The following is an 18,672-nucleotide window of genomic DNA, read 5'->3' as shown; positions in this document are numbered from 1 at the left end:
ATGCTGGCGATGTTTCTGGCAGCGATTGAAGCGACTATAGTGTCAACAGCGATGCCGAGTATCGTAGCTGATCTGGGAGGGTTCAGCCTGTACAGCTGGGTTTTCTCAGCCTATTTATTGACTAATGCCTCTACTGTTTTACTTTTTGGGAAATTATCGGATACATACGGGCGGAAACCTATTTTTATGCTGGGGATCTTATTATTTTTAGCCGGATCAATTTTCGCAGCTCTAGCCGAAGCAATGGGAGTACTTATTGTGGCAAGATTTGTCCAGGGTTTAGGGGCAGGGGCACTGATGCCTATTGCGACTACAATCGTTGGGGATATGTATTCGAAAGAGGAGCGGGCAAAAATTCAAGGATATTTATCCAGTGTATGGGGGATTTCCGCTGTGACCGGCCCCTTACTTGGTGGTTTTTTTGTAGATACATTAAGCTGGCCGTATGTTTTTTGGCTCAATATACCTCTTGGCCTGCTTGCTTTAGCTGGAGTTATGATCTTTTTTAAGGAAGACATTCAACGGAGACCAGCCCGCCGCGTTGAGTTTAAGAGCTCGTTATACATTATGGTGCTTGTAAGCTTAGTTGTTTTAATTTTGGTCGAAGGAGGTCTTGGGATACAATGGATTTCGTTTGAGATGATGATATTAATTGCAGCGGGAGGAATAAGCTTATTCTTATTTATTAACTCGGAACGCGTATCTGAGAATCCCATGCTGCCGCTCCACTTGTGGGAAAATCATTCCATCCGCTACGCTAACTTAACGTCCTTTGCAACAGGTATGATTTTGATTGGTGTATCCAGCTATCTCCCTGCATTTGTACAAGGAGTAATGGAGCAGTCCGCTACTGTAGCTGGATTTACGTTAACCACGATGTCGATAGGCTGGCCGATTGCCGCTGCAATAGCAGGCAGGCTGCTTTTGCGAATAGGATTTCGTCTTACGTCTATTTTAGGCGGAACGGCTTTAATCGTTGGTGCAGGGTTATTCTCGCTGTTAACACCTGAAAAAGGCCCGTTTTTTGCTGCCTCTGCTTCTTTATTTATAGGGATAGGTATGGGGCTGTCCACTACTTCATTTATTGTCTCTATTCAAAATTCAGTAGAGTGGCGGTCAAGAGGCATTGCGACGGCATCTAATATGTTTATGCGCACGCTGGGAAGCGCTGTGGGCGCAGCTGTATTGGGTGGTATTTTAAACAATCGTATACACGACTCTTTAGAGGAAAGCGGGCTGGAGCAGGAGTTTACGGTTGATTCCGCTAATCTTCTGCTAAATAGAGAGGCCCGGTCAAATTTAAGCGGCGAGGCATTACAAGTCTTTAAAGAAGGACTCACTGACGGGCTGCAGCTGGTTTATTTATGTCTGTTATTCCTGTCTATTATAAGTTTTATACTCATATTACGGTTACCCAAGAAAGGCTGAGTAGAAAAATTCTTGTCACACATTATCCGCTTTGATAAAGTAAAGAATGAAACCTAATGAAACGAGGAGGCTGCATATGAAACAAATGGATGCAAATGAGATTATCTCATTCATTTCAAATAGTGAAAAATCAACACCAGTAAAGGTTTATGTAAAAGGGAAAGAATTATCATCCGTAGAATTCGGAGATGACGTTCAAGACTTCATTACTGGAGATTCCGGGGTTATTTTCGGAGAATGGAAGGTAATCGAGCCTTTACTTGAAAAATACAATAACCAAATTGAAGATTATGTATTAGAAAATGACCGTAGAAACTCAGCGATTCCATTACTTGATTTGAAAAAGGTAAATGCTCGTATTGAACCTGGAGCTATCATTCGTGATCAAGTAGAGATCGGCGATGGAGCTGTCATTATGCTGGGTGCTTCTATTAACATAGGTTCGGTTATCGGTGAAGGTACAATGATAGATATGAACGTCGTTCTTGGAGGACGAGCTACTGTAGGGAAGAACTGTCACATCGGTGCTGGAGCTGTACTGGCCGGGGTGATCGAGCCTCCTTCTGCTAAGCCTGTAGTTGTAGAAGACGGAGTAGTTGTGGGAGCAAATGCAGTCATTCTTGAAGGGGTAACGGTCGGAGAAGGCTCTGTAGTTGCTGCCGGAGCAATTGTTACCGAGGATGTACCTGCGAATACAGTTGTTGCTGGTACGCCGGCACGTGTAATTAAAGAAATTGACGATCAAACGAAATCAAAAACAGAAATTAAGCAAGAGCTTAGAAAACTGGATAATTAATTGTCAGAGACCTTGCTGTAATGCAAGGTCTCTCTTTTAACTGGAGGGTAATGATGGATAAACATAAGATGATGCAAATAAGAAGGGATCTTCACCAAATTCCAGAGTTAGGGTTTCAGGAGGTAAAAACACAAAAATATTTACTTGAATTCATAGAATCTCTCCCTTCTGAACATTTAGAAGTTGAATCCTGGCGCACAGGTATCTTCGTAAAAGTCGCGGGAAAAAATCCTGTAAAAACAGTAGGCTACCGTGCAGATATTGATGGGCTTCCTCTCACTGAAGAGACAGGCTATGATTTTAAATCCACTCATGAAGGAAGAATGCACGCGTGCGGACATGACTTCCATATGACCATCGCATTGACGGCGCTGGAATCGCTGGCAAATGATCCAGCAGATAATAACTTAGTATTTATCTTCCAGCCCGCTGAAGAAGGACCAGGTGGCGCCGAGCCTATGCTTGCGTCTGAGACAATGAAGAGGTGGAAGCCTGACATTATTTTTGCTCTTCACATCGCTCCTGAGCTTCCAGTGGGAACTGTTTCGTCACGCGGCGGACTGCTCTTTGCAAATACAAGTGAATTATTTATTGATTTATTAGGGAAGGGAGGGCATGCAGCTTATCCTCATCACACGAAAGATATGGTGGTGGCAGGAAGCTCGCTTGTGACTCAGCTTCAGCAGATTGTCGCCAGAAGAGTCGACCCTCTTGACAGTGCCGTAATTACCATAGGCAAAATTACAGGAGGAACTGTGCAGAACATCATTTCCGAGAGTGCGCGTTTAGAAGGCACGATACGAACGATGTCTCCTGCTGCAATGGAGAAAGTCAAAATAGAAATTGAGAAGCTTACACGGGGTATAGAGATTGCTAATGACTGTACAGTCTCCAAAGATTACGGCTCGAACTACTATCAAGTTACGAACTCAGAAAAGCTCGTCCATCAGTTTGAAGAAATATCTAAAGAGCTGGAAGTCACCTACGTAGAAGCCTCTCCTGCTATGACGGGGGAAGATTTTGGTTATATGCTTAAGGAAATTCCAGGGTTTATGTTCTGGCTGGGTGTAGATTCTAAAGCAGGACTGCATAATGCTAAGCTTTCTCCCGATGAGGAAGCATTAAATGTTGGAGCTTCCCTGGTCATTAAAAGCCTTAATGAACTTTAATATTTGTATATGATGTATTCGTTCTTCCCATAATAAATTCAAATTGTTCCTTTAGCCAGATTCATCGGCAGTTAGGAAGTGTGGGAAGTGACGAGATGCAATCAACTATAAATCTGCTGGCCGTGGCATTATTAATTATTCTTACAGCTTTTTTCGTGGCTAGTGAGTTCGCGATCGTGAAAGTCAGGCGGAGCAAGCTTGAGTCAAAAGCGGACGCCGGAGATAAGAAATCAAGGATTGCCTTAAAGCTGGTAGATAATCTGGACGATTATTTATCAGCTTGTCAATTAGGAATCACAATAACTGCTCTTGGTTTAGGGTGGCTTGGCGAACCCACTTTAGAGCATATCCTCCAGCCCGTAGTGGGCGAATCAGGGCTCCCGGACGCGCTGAGTCATACGATAACTTTTGCTTTAGCTTTCTCAATTATTACTTTTTTACATGTCGTGCTTGGAGAACTTGCGCCAAAAACTGTAGCAATCCAAAAAGCAGAACCGCTCACATTACTGTTGGCCCGTCCATTGATTTTCTTTCACAAAATCATGTATCCATTTATTTTCGTACTGAACGGGTCGGCTAATGCTCTTGTCAGGTTATTCGGGCTTGCTACAGCTCGGGAATCAGGTGAAGTTCATTCTGAGGAAGAACTGAAGTATATTCTAAATGAGAGCTTCAAAGAAGGCGAAATTAACCGAAATGAATATAGGTATGTGAACCGTATCTTTGAGTTTGATAACCGTATGGCAAAGGAGATCATGGTGCCAAGAACAGAAATGGTCGCTCTTGATACAAATGACTCAATGAGAAATAACATTAGAATTATGAAGCAAAATCGGTACACGAGATACCCTGTAATCGATGACGATAAAGATCGAATTCTTGGAATTATTCACATGAAAGAGTTCTTCTATGACGATATTGAGAAGACCGGGGTACTTAAGCCATACATTAAACCCGTTTTAAAAGTTTTTGAAAACATTGCGATTCAAGAGCTGCTCGTCCGAATGCAGAAAGATCATACTCACTTAGCAATCTTAATTGACGAGTATGGAGGAACGTCAGGGTTAGTTACGATAGAAGATATTATCGAGGAGATCGTTGGGGAGATCCGGGATGAATTTGATCATGAAGAAGAACGGGAAATTAAAACCTTAAAAAATGGTCATTTTCTCATTGACGGGAAAACCTCTATCCAGGACATCAATGACTATTTTAATATTGAACTTGATCATTATGAAGTAGATACGATATCCGGCTGGATCTATACTCATGATATTGATGCAAAAGAAGGTACCCTCGTTGAAGGCAGCGGAATACATTTTAAAATTGTCGATATGGACAAAAGCACGATAAGAAAAATAGAAGCATGGATTTAATAGCAGCCCTGTTCCTATAACTGAACAGGGCTGCTTGCATTAATCACGTTAAGAAATTGCTGGAAGTCTTAATGATTCTAAAGCATTTTCTTATAAGATCAGTCTTCTTTTTTATCTACATATACTTGATGAGGAAACGGAATTTCAATACCTGCTTCATCCAGCGCTTCTTTCATTGCTTTTCGTAGATCCCGCTCTACACCCCACTGTTCCATGTTTTCTGTTTTGCCGAGAATTCTTAGAACGATATCTGAATCCCCGAGACTTTGCACGCCTAATACGTCAGGGCCTTCTTTAAACCGTGGATCTTCGGCAAACTCATCCGCTACCTTTTTCAGTACTTGAAGAGCTTGATCAATATTTTCGTCATAGGAAATACCGATATCTACGAGTGCTCTCATGTTGCCTCGAGAGTGGTTGCTTACTCCCATAATGTTTCGGTTAGGTATGAAGTTTAGCGTACCGTCAAAGCTTCTTAATTTTGTCGTTCTAATACCAACTTCTTCAACAATTCCTTCATAGCCGCCTGCCGTCACATAATCGTCTACTTCGACCTGGCGCTCTAAGAGAATAAAGAAACCAGTAACGATATCAGAGACTAGCCCCTGTGCTCCAAAACCAATGGCAAGACCAACGATTCCTGCCCCGGCAAGCAGCGGACCAATCTCTATGTTAACAGCCCCCAGCAGCATGACAATAAAGAGAAAAATGAGGACATATGAAAATATGTTTACAGTGAGCTTCTCCAATGTTTTGGTGCGTCCTTCGGGTAATTTGCGTTGTTTGCCCATTCGTTGAATAGCCAAACTGATCGCTTTCTTACCGAGCGGCCCGATAATTGCAAAGGCAATGAGAATAATGAGTATTTCCAGCCCCACAGGTATCAACAGCTCTGCGACTCTGGTCGAATTAATTTCAAACCCATCTTTGAATAAATTCATAAATAAACTCCTTTCCGACAAATAAAGTCTCATTCACATCATAGCGGAACTATAGATGTATTTTCAATATTTTGCAGTTTAATGTCAAGAGATGTCGTATTAGCAAAGCAAAACATTTTACAATATTCATGCATTCATGTTTAATGGATTACAGTGTTGCCCATATTAATTAGTAATAAACTACAATCTAGATTAAATTAATTTTTATTAAACATTGACTCCAATCTAATGTCTCGTTATACTGATTCTTGTGATTGCAGATTAATGTTGAATCATGCTTAATAACATATGGAGGGATTCTTTTATGGCAGAACGTATGGTAGCAAAACAAGCACCACGCTTTGAAATGGACGCAGTACTTCCAAACAAAGAGTTTGGAAAAGTATCTCTAGAAGAAAATATGAAAAATGATAAATGGACAGTTCTATTCTTTTACCCTATGGATTTCACTTTCGTATGTCCAACTGAAATTACTTCACTTTCTGACCGCTTTGATGAATTTGAAGATCTTGATGCAGAAGTGATCGGGGTTTCTACTGATACGATCCACACTCACTTAGCCTGGATTAATACAAGCCGTGAAGATAACGGTTTAGGTGATCTTGAGTATTCATTGGCTGCTGATACGAACCACCAAGTGGCTAAAGACTATGGTGTACTAGTAGAAGATGAAGGTGTAGCACTTCGCGGACTATTCATCATCAGTCCTGAAGGTGAACTGCAGTATCAAGTGGTAAACCACAACAACATCGGCCGTGACGTAGACGAAACTCTTCGTGTGCTTCAGGCACTTCAAACCGGCGGACTTTGCCCGGCAAACTGGAAGCCAGGTCAGGAAACACTTTAATTGAATTTTTAAACGGGTCTAACCTTAGTGTTAGACCTTTTTTTCCATAGAACGTAAAGAGTTAAAGGAGGAACACAGAATGAAACTAAGAACACCAATGCCAGAGCTGCCTGAAGCGACAAAATGGTACAATAGTGAACCATTGAGTAAAGACGATTTAGTCGGCGGCAAACCAACTCTTATTCACTTCTGGTCAGTGAGCTGCGGGCTTTGTAAAGAAGCAATGCCCAACGTGAATGAGTTCCGTGATGAATATAGTGAAGATCTTAATGTTATCGCCGTTCATATGCCGCGATCAGAAAAAGATCTTGATCTCGATCAAATTAAAGAAGTAGCTGATGAACACGGTATTTCTCAGCCTATCTATGTGGATAACGAACACAAGCTTACCGATGCCTTTGAAAATCAGTATGTGCCAGCTTATTATGTATTTGATGAAGAAGGTAATCTCCGCCACTTCCAGGCTGGCGGCGGGGGCATGAAAATGCTTCGCAAACGTGTGAACCGTGTATTAGGCGTAAATCAAAAATAAATCGTAATAAAGCCAGGCTCATAATTGAGCCTGTCAGCTTGTAGAGAAACCCCTGTGTTTTACTACAAGCTTTTTTTGTGCGCCCGTGCGAACAAATACCACTCGCTTTCCGCGGACGAACGCCCGAGCCTCCTCGTGAAAACCCCACTGCGGGGTCTCGGATCGCCCGTTTTTCCGCAGGAGTCTCCTGGTAATTGACCGCCCTTCACTGAAAAAAAACTCTCCTTATAATTGAGCCTGTCTTTTCTGATTGATTCCTCTGTTATCAAGTGTAAACATTCCCTGCATGATTCAGAGGAAAGGGTTTTAGGAAACGACTCCCTTTCCATGGGCGAATGGTGTGCCTCCTCGGACTTATTCAGTCCTGCGGAGTCACCCCTTATTCGCCTCTCCAATAGGAGTCTCGACGTTTCCTAAAACCCTTTTTCGATAAAATAGTACTCGATCAAGTGTCAAAAATTAACTCTTCCACAAGGCTTATACTTCGATGGTTCGAAAGTCTTCTTTGATTAAAAGGAACGGAAAAAGTGTCGACTCCTGCGGGGCAGACAGGAGAGTCCCGCGGGTCAAAGAACGAGAAGACTTGCCGGCCTGCCTGTTGGAAAGCGACTCTTTTTCCAGTTCCTTTTCTTCAAATACTTATTGGAGGATTCGGGAGAGCTATGTCTATATCCATCCTAGTTTTTTAACACTCTGAAAAGACAGGCTCATAATTTAGCCTGTTTTTTTATATGCTTAATGATAGCGCATACGTTTTTTTCCTAAATTTTAAAAAATTTCGTAAAATAGGTGGAAATTTATTTCGATACTCGATATATTAGTAAATACGTTAATGAAAAAGGAGGGAAATAAAGTGGATATTTTTAAAAAATTAAAACCGTATTATTGGCCGTTTAAGTCTTTTTTCTTCTGGTCATTGTTCTCATTGTTATTCGTAACAGGAATTACTGTAATCTACCCTGTTGTTCTTCAAATTACAATTGATGATGTAGTAGCCGAAGAACGCTATCATCTAATTCCTTATATTTGTATTGCTTTTATTGTGCTCATGATTTTTAAAGGATTCGCTACATATTACCATCAATATTTAGGCGAATACTTCGGTATTAAATCTGTATATGTATTACGGGATGAACTGTATAAGAAGCTTCAGCGTCTTCCTTTTAAATACTATGACAATGCGAAAACAGGCGACATTATGTCAAGGCTGACTGCTGACGTGGAAGGATTCCGGTTCTTTTTAGCTATGGGATTCTCCGAACTTGTACGCATCGTTCTGTTGATTGTCATAAGCTTAAGCGTTATGTTTTATTATTCTGTTCCCCTTGCATTAGTAACGATGGCGGCTATGCCTTTTTTAGCATTTGTTGTTTATCAGTTTGACCGCCGTGTGCATCCGGCTTTTCGTAAAATTAGAAAATCATTTGGCAAGCTGAACACAAGGGTTCAGGAAAATATAAGTGGAATGAATACGGTAAAATCATTATCAAGAGAAGATTTTGAAGTAGGACGTTTCCTCGATCGAAGTGAGCATTATCGCACGAACTATATTACCACTTCGAATATTTGGGCACGCTACTTTCCTCTAATGGAGTTTATAGGGAATGTATGTGTGATAGCACTCCTTGCATTTGGAGGTTATCTCGTAGTAAATGACTCCCTGCGGCTTGGAGAACTCGTGGCGTTCTTCAGTCTGGTGTGGTACATTCTTGGACCTCTTATGAACCTGGGGTTTGTAATCAACCTTTTTTCCCAGTCCAAGGCTTCAGGGGAAAGACTGCTTGAAATTCTCGAAGCGGATGAGGATATAAAAGAAAAAGAAAATGCAGTCATACAGGATCGTTTAAAGGGTCATGTGACATTCGACCGCGTAACACTAACTTATACGAAAGATGATGACTCTGCTTTAAAGGATATCAACTTTGACGCCCCGCCAGGAACGACAATTGGATTAATTGGTGCCACAGGGTCAGGTAAAACAAGTATTACTCAATTGATTACTCGTTTTTATGAGCCTGAGCTGGGAAACGTTTTAATTGACGGGCGTCCGGCAGCGGATTATGGATTGAAATCATTAAGAAAAAATATAGGCTTCGTCCTTCAGGAATCGTTTCTTTTTTCTACGACCATTAAAGAAAATATCGCTTACGGAAATCCTGATGCTACGATTGAAGACGTGACAGCCGCGGCGAAGAGAGCCCAGGCCCATGATTTCATAATGCAAATGCCTGAAGGTTACGATACATTGCTTGGTGAAAGAGGAATGGGGCTTTCAGGAGGGCAGAAGCAGCGGATTGCTATTGCACGTGCAATTTTAATTGATCCTGCAATACTTGTTTTAGACGATGCTACTTCAGCAGTAGATATGGAAACAGAATTTCAAATTCAAAAGGCTTTAAAAGAAGTGATGAAGGGACGAACTACATTTATTATCGCTCACCGTATTTCTTCATTAAAGCATGCGGATGAAATTCTTGTTTTAGAAGACGGTCACATAGTAGAGCGGGGTCTTCATGACAATCTGTTAGTTAATGGCGGTCCTTATCAAAGAATTTATGATATTCAGTATCAAGATAAAGAAAAGATTCTAAACTCTACAAATATTTCATGAAAAGGGGGGATACAGTATGGCCCGAAAGCCAAAGCATGTACCAGAAACAACGAAGCACTTAAACCGTTTTAAATATACTCAGGATCAAGCGATTGAAAAGCCTTTTAACTGGAGCCAGCTTATGCGGTTGCTGAGGTACGTAAAGCCTTATTGGAGAACCTTGCTGCCAGTGTCTATTATAGCAATGCTCGTAGCAACAATTGTAAGGCTGGTCGTACCGATATTGATAGGTAAAGTTGCTATTGACATAGCGATTGCTGAGGGGGATACGAACTTACTCATTCAGCTCGTTATCGGCGTAGCCATCATATATTTAGTGAGTTACATTGCCAATATGCTTCGGATTAAATATGTAAACATTCTGGGGCAGAATGTCATTTATGACCTGCGGCAGCATCTGTTCTCTCATGTACAGAGATTGTCTCATAAATTCTTTGACACTCGTTCTGCGGGCTCCATTCTTGTAAGGATAATGAATGATATCAACTCCCTGCAGGAGCTATTTACAAATGGAATTATTAACTTGTTGATGGACGTAGTCATGCTGACAGGGATTATAGTCATCCTGTTTACTTTAAGTCCTAAACTTGCCATAGCAATACTTGTGATTATGCCGATTATGTTCTACATCTCTACAAAGCTCAGAAGGAATATAAGGCGTTCCTGGCAGCAGGTCAGGATTCAACAGTCACGGCTGAATTCCCATTTAAATGAAAGTCTTCAAGGGGTGCGGATTACTCAATCCTTCTCACAGGAAAGGGAAAATTCAGAGTACTTTGATGGAGTAAACACTGATAACTTTGAATCGTGGAATGTGGCTACACGGAAAAGTGCCATGTTCCGTCCATTTGTGGAAATGAGTAATGCCGTGGGTACTATTATCTTAGTAGCCTACGGAGCATTTCTAATTTTAAACGATGGACTTCCGATCGGTACATTCGTATCGTTTGCGTTTTACCTTGGCATGTTCTGGGAACCGATTTCCAGACTTGGTCAAATGTATAATCAGCTGTTGATGGCTATGGCTTCTTCGGAACGTATTTTCGAGTTTTTAGATGAACGACCTAACGTAGAAGAGCGTGAGAATGCGGTTGAGCTGAAAGAGATGAAAGGACATATTGAATTTGACGATGTGCAGTTTGCTTATGATGAGAAAAGGATTGCCCTGCATGACATTAATCTTGAAATGAAGCAGGGGGAGACGGTTGCTTTAGTTGGACACACAGGCTCCGGTAAATCTACGATAGCCAATTTGATCAGTCGTTTTTACGATCCGACTAAGGGAGCTGTAAAGATTGACGGCGTTGACTTAAAGGATGCTACGATTGATAGTGTAAGACAGCAGATCAGTGTTGTTCTTCAGGATACTTTTATATTCTCCGGCACCATCATGGAAAACATTCGATTCGGCAGGCCGACAGCAAGTGATGAAGAAGTAATAGACTCAGCTAAAGTCGTAGGTGCTGATGAGTTTATACAGCGCCTGAGTGATGGTTACGGTACAGAGGTAGAGGAGCGGGGCAGTATTTTATCAGCCGGTGAGAGGCAGCTTTTATCCTTTGCCCGTGCCTTGCTGGCGGACCCAAGAATATTGATTTTAGATGAAGCTACAGCAAGCATTGATACGGAAACAGAAATGAAAATCCAATCTGCTTTACGCCGGTTATTAAAAGGACGCACGGCAATTATCATTGCGCACCGATTATCAACCATTCGTGAAGCTGATATCATCTATGTATTAGAAAACGGGAAGATTTTAGAAAATGGTTCTCATGAAGAACTAATGGAACAAAAAGGTGAATATTTTGATTTGGTTAAAGCGCAGTTTCAAATGCTGGACGCAATTTAATTAAAATGCTTTCATAACTACTTTTGTTATGAAAGCATTTTTTTATTCATTTGGTGGTATGGTTCACTATCAGACAAAATAGTGGACAAATTGAGTTAGAATTTTGTACTCTAGAATGGTAATACGACTTTGTGAAGTTTGTCACAAAATAGTCATGAGTTATTTACCGCTGACAGAGTGCAAGGTTTTATAATAAATGAAGATCAAAATTTTTCTAAGTCGTTCAAGGGGGTACTATAATGTTTTTTGAAGACAGCGTAACAATGAGCCGCCTTCTTACAACTTTAACATTAACGTTTCATGTTATATTTGCAACCGTCGGGGTTGGTATACCTGTGATGATATCAATTGCCGAGCTTCTTGGAATTAAGAAAAAAGACCGGCATCTGCAACTGCTCGCCAGGCGGTGGACACGGGGAATGACAGTGACCATTGCAGTCGGTGTTGTGACCGGTACAGCAATCGGACTGCAGCTTTCTTTGCTCTGGCCTAATTTTATGCAGATTGCAGGTAATGTCATCAGTCTTCCTTTATTTATGGAAGTCTTTGCTTTTTTCTTTGAAGCCATCTTTCTTGGAATTTATCTGTATACGTGGGATCGGTTTAAAAACCCGATCTACCATTGGCTCTTATCTATACCTGTCATAATAGGATCGACGTTATCCGCTTTCTTTATTACGACTGTTAACTCATTTATGAATACACCTCAAGGGTTTGAGCTGGAAGGGAACACGGTTACGGATATTAGTCCGTTAGCAGCTATGTTTAATCCAGCTACGCCTACAAAAGTATTTCATGTAGTGGCTTCATCATATTTGACGTCAGCAGCGATATTAGCCGCAATTGCTGCGATTATGCTTATTAAGAGAAAAGGATCCGCCTACCACTTGAAGGCTTTGAAACTTACAGTTACCGCTACTTTTATATTTGCAATACTAACGGCAGCTGCAGGAGATTTATCTGCTAAATTTCTAGCTGAAAATCAACCTGAAAAACTAGCAGCCGGGGAGTGGCATTTTGAAACCGAAAGCGGAGCCGATCTTGTCCTGTTTGGTTCCTTAGGGGAAGATGGAGAAACGCAAAATGCTATTCGTATTCCTAATGCACTAAGTTTTTTAGCGCACGGTGATTTTAATGCGGAGGTCGAAGGGTTAAATGAAACACCTGAGGAAGAACAGCCGCCATTATGGATTCACTATATGTTTGATTTAATGGTGTCTATAGGGATGTACACTTTAGGGGTTTCAGCTCTGTTTCTATTGCTATGGAAGGTGAAAAAGTGGAATGAACAAAATAATATATTATTGTGGTTGATAGCCTCGTGCGGTCCTTTATCAATGCTGGCGATAGAATTTGGATGGATCTATGCAGAAGAAGGACGCCAGCCTTGGATCCTGAGGGGGATTATGACGGTGGCTGAAGGAGCAACGACTTCAGATCACGTAGGGTTAATGTTTATATTATTTACTGCTTTGTACACTGTACTTGGGGTCGGATGTGTAACTGTTTTACGTAAAATGTTTAAAGACCACCCGGCTGAAGCAGAATTCGAAGCTAGGTACCGTGAAGCTGCTGCTGCGAAGGAGGATCAATAATGGGCTATGAATATATTGGCATTACTGTACTCTGGATCTTTCTATATGGCTATTTAATCGTAGCTTCTGTAGATTTTGGGGCTGGATTTTTCGCTTATTATGCAAAGCTTACGAAGAAGGATCATATTATGAACAAATTAATTGCAAGATACCTCTCCCCAGTTTGGGAGGTAACGAATGTTTTCTTCGTATTCTTTTTCGTAGGTATTGTTGGTTTCTTTCCGGATTCTGCTTTTTATTACGGTCAGGCTCTATTGATCCCGGGCAGTATCGCCATTGTCCTGCTCGCTATTCGTGGTTCGTTTTATGCATTTGAGAATTATGGATCAAAAGACAATCACTTGTATATGTTTCTTTACGGAGCTACAGGGCTGCTCATCCCAGCCTCTTTATCAACGACATTAACTATTTCTGAGGGAGGATTTATAGAAGAAACAGCGAATGGGGTGCACCTCCTTTTTGGCGAACTCTTAACAAGCCCTTACTCCTGGAGCGTTGTGTTTCTGGCTATCGTTTCCGTATTATATATAAGCGCGATGTTTTTAACGTTTTATGCAGCCAGAGCAAATGACCAGCCCGCTTTAGAACTCGTTCGAAAGTATGCTTTATTTTGGAGTTCTCCTACCATTGTTGCCAGCTTAACGTCCTTTATAGCATTAAGCCAGCACAATCCTGAACACTATCAAAAAGCAATTGGTCTTTGGTGGATGTTTGGTATTTCAGTTGCGTTTTTCATGACGGCAGTATTGCTCGTATACAATCAAAAGTTTTATGGATGGGCATTTATTGCGGTGATGTTTCAGTTTCTCTTTGCATTCTTTGGGTACGGCGCGTCACATCTCCCATATATTCTTCAGCCATATATTACGATCACTAGTGGAGCTACTCACGAAACGATGGGCATAACATTAATCGTTGTGTTTATCGCCGGACTATGCCTGCTGTTACCTTCGTTATATCTCTTGATGAGATTGTTTTTATTTGACGCTGACTATGTAAAAGGGAACAAATAGAGGGAGCCCCGTGAGGCTGCCTCTATTTTTATTAAGTGGATTCCCTTTGTAAAACGAACTGTGATAAAATGATTTTAGATTTGAATGAACTTGGAGGACGGTCTTTATGAAAAGAGAATTTGCTGTAATCGGTTTGGGGCGCTTTGGCGGCAGCATCTGCCGTGAGTTAAGCCGGGAAGGAATGGAAGTACTGGCTATCGATCTGGACGAAGATAAAGTAAATGAATACAGGGATATTGCTGCCCACGCAGTTATTGCAGATTCTACAGATGAGAATGTGCTGCGGGAATTGGGCATACGCAACATCGACCACGTGATTGTAGCTATAGGTGACAATATTCAAGCAAGTATGTTAACGACATTGATGTTGAAAGAATTAGGGATAAAGACAATAACCGTTAAAGCGCAAAACGATTATCATGAGAAGATATTAAGCAAAATTGGCGCAGACCACGTCGTTCACCCTGAAAGAGATATGGGGAAACGAATCGCACATAACATTATTTCAAATAATATATTAGATTATATTGAGTTGTCAGATGACCATAGCGTGGTAGAGGTGAAAGCTGGAAGTAAAATGAGCGGCCGCACATTAGTGGACTTAGATATCCGTGCAGAATATGGATGTAACGTTGTAGCTATAAAAAGGAAAAAAGAAGTTATAGTTTCTCCTATGGCAACCGAAGAAATCCATGAAAATGACATATTAATTGTGATCGGCGGGGATAATGACATCAGCCGATTTGAGAAAAACTTAGTGGTAGAAGATTAAAGGTCTTATAAATAAGGCCTTTTTTATTTGTCTCTGTTTGGGTTGTTTCGATAATAAGTTCCCGACTCCGTAAAGCTAACCGTTACCCCGGTCATCCTTCATCTTCCTCTGCAGCGGAAGAATCGAGTTTTCAACTAACTGTTTTATTATTGATCCACCTTTAAAATGACCAGCAGCGTTTACTTTAGCTTTTCGTTTAAATTTACTGATTAAGGGAAAACCAGGGAGGTAAAGCTTTTTACTGAAGGGAAGGGTTTCTCTTGGCAGAACAAAGAACAGGACAAATTCTAGTAGATCTATTAGTTAATTGGGGTGTCCGGCATGTATACGGATTACCAGGAGATTCAATAAATGAATTAATTGAAGACTTGAGGAAAAGGCAGGAAGAGATTGAATTCGTTCAAGTAAGACACGAAGAGACTGGAGCTCTGGCTGCCTCTTCTTATGCCAAATTAACCGGTGAACTGGGGGTATGTATGTCTATTGCGGGTCCCGGGGGAATACATCTTCTCAATGGATTGTATGACGCCAAAGCGGATAAGGCTCCCGTCTTAGCGATTGTAGGTCAGGTGAATAGTGAGGAAGTAGGGACCGGTGCTTTTCAGGAAATAAATTTAGAAAAAATGTTTGACGATGTTGCCGTGTTTAATAAAAGGGCTCAGACTGAAAAGCAGCTGCCAGATCTATTAAACCAGGCCATTAGAGAAGCCTATACTCATAAAGGTGTAGCAGTTCTGGTTGTACCTGATGACCTGTTTGCAAAAAAGCATTCCTACGACGTGAAGCTGACTTCTAAAAGCTACTATCGTCCTGAAATCAGTCCTCAGCCCCGTCATCTGGATGAAGCAAAAACACTGATCCAAAATGCAAATAAACCTTTAATTCTAGCGGGGAAGGGAGCCTCAGAAGCAAAAACTGAATTAATTAATTTTGCTGAAAAAATAAAGTCCCCGATTATATTAAGTTTACTGGGGAAAGGGGTTATACCCGATCATCATCCTTATTGTCTCGGACAGCATGGTCAGCTGGGTACAAAACCCGCCTACCATGCTATGAAAGAATGTGACCTCCTTATTTTGGTCGGCACGCAGTTTCCTTATCGTGACTTTCTGCCTGATGAAGTGAATGCTGTTCAAATTGATAATAAACCAGAGCACTTAGGGAAATATTACCCTATCACAGTAGGGTTGGCGGGGGATGCTAAAGAAACCCTTGACAAGTTAACTTCCATCATACCTGAAAACGAGGACGCCTCTTATCTTGAGAAATACCAAGAAAAAATGAAAAAGTGGAGTGTTTCACTTCAGGAAGACAAACGTTCTTCAAAAGAGCCGCTGCATGCACCTCAAGTGATGTATCACCTTGAAGAGGTGATGAAGCCTAATGCAGTCATATCAGCGGACGTAGGGAATGTGACAGTATGGGTATCACGTTATCTGCCATTAATTGATCAACGTTTCCTTATATCAGGGTGGTTAGCAACCATGGGAAGCGGACTGCCCGGCGCACTTGCAGCTCAGAAGGCTTATCCTGAGCGTCAAGTAGTGGGGATCAGCGGTGACGGTGGTTTTTCAATGGTGATGCATGATTTCGCAACTGCGGTACAGCAGCAGCTTCCAATTAAGATGGTGGTCTTAAATAACAGCAAAATAGCGATGATTAAATATGAGCAGGAACAGTTGGGACATCTTAATTATCAGACAGATCTGGGAGATGTGGATTTTGCCAAATTCGCAGAAGCGTGTGGGGGAGAAGGTTATCGAATAGAAACTTATGAAGATTTATCTACAAAAATGAAGCAGGCTTTTCTATCGAAAAAACCTGCAATTATTGATGTCGTCATTGAAGATCAAGCCCCTTTACCTGGTCATATTGATTATCAGTCAGCTGCCAATTTTTCTAAATATATTATTAAAAACTTTTTTGAATCAGGGGATTTGGATCTCCCTGATATGAAAGAAGCGGTCAAGCGTTTATATTAAATGACTCTTTCCAAAAGAGGTTCTGATTTGACGCATACTGAATAATAGAAAAGCACTCCGCATTATTTAGCGGAGTGCTTTTTCCTTTGAATTATACTTCCATTATAATCGGAAGAATCATTGGGCGGCGTTTCGTTTTCTCGAATAGAAATGGTGCAATTGTGTCTGTTATTTCGTTTTTAATTTCCGACCACTGTGTAGTCTTACGCTGCATTACTTTATCAACATGTGTGCTGACCAGCTTCTGGGCTTCTTTTATAAGATCTTCTGATTCTCTCATATATACGAAACCACGAGATATAATATCAGGTCCGGAAGCGATTTTGAATTCCTTCATATTGATGCTGACTACAACTATTACGAGACCCTCTTCAGAGAGGATGCGGCGGTCTCTTAACACGATATTTCCAATGTCGCCAATTCCGCTTCCGTCAACATAAACGGAGCCTGAAGGGACTTTGCCTGCGATCATGGCTTCATCTTTACCTAGTGCAAGAACATCACCATTATCCATCACAAAGCAGTTCTCAGGGTCGAGTCCGCAATCTTCACTTAGCTTCACGTGCTCTTTTAACATGCGGTATTCACCATGAATTGGCATGAAATATTTAGGCTGAATGAGACGAAGCATAAGCTTCATTTCTTCTTGACTTCCGTGACCGGATGTATGAATATCGTTCAGCGGTCCATGAATAACATCTGCTCCGGCGCGGTACAGCTTGTTAATTGTTCGGCTGACACTGATCGTGTTACCAGGGATTGGGGAAGAGGAAAACACGACAGTATCTTTAGGCTGAATTTGAATTTGCCGGTGTGTACCATTTGCAATTCTTGATAATGCAGCCATAGGCTCACCTTGTGATCCTGTACACAGGATAGTTACTTCATGAGCAGGAAAACGATTAATCTGATTGGCTTCAATAAACGTATCTTTAGGGGCTTGAATGTATCCCAATTCCTGCCCGATTCGAACAGAATTCTCCATACTTCTGCCAAACACGGCAACTTTACGATTATACTTCACCGCCGATTCTATTACTTGCTGCAGGCGGTAAATATTCGATGCGAAAGTTGCGAATATTAATCTTCCTTCCACGCGGGTGAAAATATCTTCAATACTCTGGCTTACGACTTTTTCGGACTTCGTAAATCCAGGGACTTCACTATTCGTGCTATCAGACAATAGTGCAAGCACACCTTCTTTACCAAGTTCAGCCATACGTGCAAGGTTTGCTGGTTCTCCAACAGGGGTGAAGTCGAATTTGAAATCTCCAGTGTGTACAACATTACCAGGAGGAGTTTTCACTACGACACCATAAGAATCAGGGATACTATGCGTCGTACGGAAGAAAGAAACTGATGTTTTGCGGAATTTAATTACATCGTCTTCCTGAATAGTATGCATTTTAGTGCTTCTAAGCAGACCGTGCTCGTCCAGCTTGTTGCGAAGTAAACCTGCAGCTAATTTCCCGGCATAGATGGGAATATTAACTTCACGCAGCAGGTAAGGAATACCTCCAATATGGTCTTCGTGACCGTGCGTAATAAACAGGCCTTTTATTTTGTCTTCATTTTGAATGAGGTAAGTGTAATCCGGGATAACATAATCAATTCCCAGTAATTCGTCTTCAGGAAATTTAATTCCTGCATCAATGAGGATGATTTCGTCTTGGAATTGCACAGCGTATGTGTTTTTACCGATTTCACCTAGTCCGCCAAGAGCGAACACGGCAGTCTGATCATTCTTTACAAACTTCATAC

14 protein-coding genes are annotated in these 18,672 nt (G+C 41.3%); 12 read left to right on the top strand and 2 right to left on the bottom strand.

The genetic code is table 11. The features are described 5' to 3' along the window. From LF822_RS04890 to LF822_RS04875, 4 genes are all read left to right on the top strand, one after another. On the top strand, positions 1 to 1,428 hold the full coding sequence (locus tag LF822_RS04890; protein ID WP_253923468.1) for an MDR family MFS transporter: 1,428 nt from the start codon (positions 1 to 3) through the stop codon (positions 1,426 to 1,428). Positions 1,429 to 1,504: 76 nt separating this feature from the next. Beyond that, positions 1,505 to 2,224, top strand: coding sequence for a 2,3,4,5-tetrahydropyridine-2,6-dicarboxylate N-acetyltransferase (dapD, locus tag LF822_RS04885; RefSeq protein ID WP_253922822.1), 720 nt, complete (start codon positions 1,505 to 1,507; stop codon positions 2,222 to 2,224). 53 nt (positions 2,225 to 2,277) lie between these two features. Then, complete coding sequence (locus LF822_RS04880) at positions 2,278 to 3,393, top strand: N-acetyldiaminopimelate deacetylase (RefSeq protein WP_253922821.1); 1,116 nt, start codon at positions 2,278 to 2,280, stop codon at positions 3,391 to 3,393. A 95-nt stretch (positions 3,394 to 3,488) separates the two neighbouring features. Next, complete coding sequence (locus tag LF822_RS04875) at positions 3,489 to 4,769, top strand: hemolysin family protein (protein ID WP_253922820.1); 1,281 nt, start codon at positions 3,489 to 3,491, stop codon at positions 4,767 to 4,769. Between the two features lie 98 nt (positions 4,770 to 4,867). Here LF822_RS04875 and LF822_RS04870 read toward each other — a convergent pair whose 3' ends face one another. Beyond that, positions 4,868 to 5,710 (bottom strand): mechanosensitive ion channel family protein, encoded by an 843-nt coding sequence (locus LF822_RS04870; protein WP_253922819.1) that lies wholly within the window; start codon positions 5,708 to 5,710, stop codon positions 4,868 to 4,870. A gap of 304 nt (positions 5,711 to 6,014) precedes the next feature. Between LF822_RS04870 and LF822_RS04865 the strand changes: the two genes are divergently transcribed. From LF822_RS04865 to LF822_RS04830, 8 genes are all read left to right on the top strand, one after another. Continuing rightward, positions 6,015 to 6,557, top strand: a complete 543-nt coding sequence (locus tag LF822_RS04865) for a peroxiredoxin (protein ID WP_253922818.1) — start codon at positions 6,015 to 6,017, stop codon at positions 6,555 to 6,557. Positions 6,558 to 6,636: 79 nt separating this feature from the next. Next, the gene (locus tag LF822_RS04860; protein ID WP_253922817.1) at positions 6,637 to 7,089 is read left to right on the top strand and encodes a TlpA family protein disulfide reductase; all 453 of its coding nucleotides are present in this window, start codon (positions 6,637 to 6,639) and stop codon (positions 7,087 to 7,089) included. 853 nt (positions 7,090 to 7,942) lie between these two features. Then, positions 7,943 to 9,700 carry an ABC transporter ATP-binding protein gene (locus LF822_RS04855; RefSeq protein WP_253922816.1) on the top strand — a complete coding sequence of 586 codons (1,758 nt, stop codon included), beginning with the start codon at positions 7,943 to 7,945 and terminating at the stop codon, positions 9,698 to 9,700. 16 nt (positions 9,701 to 9,716) lie between these two features. Beyond that, a complete protein-coding gene (locus LF822_RS04850) occupies positions 9,717 to 11,549 on the top strand; it encodes an ABC transporter ATP-binding protein (protein ID WP_253922815.1) in 1,833 nt (610 codons plus the stop codon). 239 nt (positions 11,550 to 11,788) lie between these two features. Further along, a complete protein-coding gene (locus tag LF822_RS04845; RefSeq protein ID WP_253922814.1) occupies positions 11,789 to 13,144 on the top strand; it encodes a cytochrome ubiquinol oxidase subunit I in 1,356 nt (451 codons plus the stop codon). Beyond that, positions 13,144 to 14,157 (top strand): cytochrome d ubiquinol oxidase subunit II, encoded by a 1,014-nt coding sequence (locus tag LF822_RS04840; protein WP_253922813.1) that lies wholly within the window; start codon positions 13,144 to 13,146, stop codon positions 14,155 to 14,157. Before LF822_RS04845 ends, LF822_RS04840 begins: the two co-directional genes overlap by 1 nt. A 106-nt stretch (positions 14,158 to 14,263) precedes the next feature. After that, entirely contained in the window at positions 14,264 to 14,929 is a 666-nt protein-coding gene (locus tag LF822_RS04835) for a potassium channel family protein (RefSeq protein WP_253922812.1), read from the top strand. A 260-nt stretch (positions 14,930 to 15,189) separates the two neighbouring features. Continuing rightward, positions 15,190 to 16,911, top strand: a complete 1,722-nt coding sequence (locus LF822_RS04830; protein ID WP_253922811.1) for a pyruvate oxidase — start codon at positions 15,190 to 15,192, stop codon at positions 16,909 to 16,911. 91 nt (positions 16,912 to 17,002) lie between these two features. Here the strand turns inward: LF822_RS04830 and rnjA are convergent, their stop codons facing one another. Then, the gene (gene rnjA / locus LF822_RS04825; protein ID WP_253922810.1) at positions 17,003 to 18,670 is read right to left on the bottom strand and encodes a ribonuclease J1; all 1,668 of its coding nucleotides are present in this window, start codon (positions 18,668 to 18,670) and stop codon (positions 17,003 to 17,005) included. Between the last annotated feature and the right edge of the window lie 2 nt (positions 18,671 to 18,672).

The sequence above is a fragment of the Halobacillus sp. A5 genome, assembly GCF_024189315.1.
Lineage (GTDB): Bacteria > Bacillota > Bacilli > Bacillales > Halobacillaceae > Halobacillus_A.
The sequence above is the reverse complement of the archived record's forward strand: the minus strand, read 5'-3'. Positions and strand labels throughout refer to the sequence as shown.

Coding starts and splice junctions, on each gene's coding strand:
- LF822_RS04890 (WP_253923468.1), top strand. CDS start 1: ATGCTGGCGATGTTTCTGGCAGCGATTGAAGCGACTATAGTGTCAACA.
- dapD (WP_253922822.1), top strand. CDS start 1,505: ATGAAACAAATGGATGCAAATGAGATTATCTCATTCATTTCAAATAGT.
- LF822_RS04880 (WP_253922821.1), top strand. CDS start 2,278: ATGGATAAACATAAGATGATGCAAATAAGAAGGGATCTTCACCAAATT.
- LF822_RS04875 (WP_253922820.1), top strand. CDS start 3,489: ATGCAATCAACTATAAATCTGCTGGCCGTGGCATTATTAATTATTCTT.
- LF822_RS04870 (WP_253922819.1), bottom strand. CDS start 5,710: ATGAATTTATTCAAAGATGGGTTTGAAATTAATTCGACCAGAGTCGCA.
- LF822_RS04865 (WP_253922818.1), top strand. CDS start 6,015: ATGGCAGAACGTATGGTAGCAAAACAAGCACCACGCTTTGAAATGGAC.
- LF822_RS04860 (WP_253922817.1), top strand. CDS start 6,637: ATGAAACTAAGAACACCAATGCCAGAGCTGCCTGAAGCGACAAAATGG.
- LF822_RS04850 (WP_253922815.1), top strand. CDS start 9,717: ATGGCCCGAAAGCCAAAGCATGTACCAGAAACAACGAAGCACTTAAAC.
- LF822_RS04845 (WP_253922814.1), top strand. CDS start 11,789: ATGTTTTTTGAAGACAGCGTAACAATGAGCCGCCTTCTTACAACTTTA.
- LF822_RS04840 (WP_253922813.1), top strand. CDS start 13,144: ATGGGCTATGAATATATTGGCATTACTGTACTCTGGATCTTTCTATAT.
- LF822_RS04835 (WP_253922812.1), top strand. CDS start 14,264: ATGAAAAGAGAATTTGCTGTAATCGGTTTGGGGCGCTTTGGCGGCAGC.
- rnjA (WP_253922810.1), bottom strand. CDS start 18,670: ATGAAGTTTGTAAAGAATGATCAGACTGCCGTGTTCGCTCTTGGCGGA.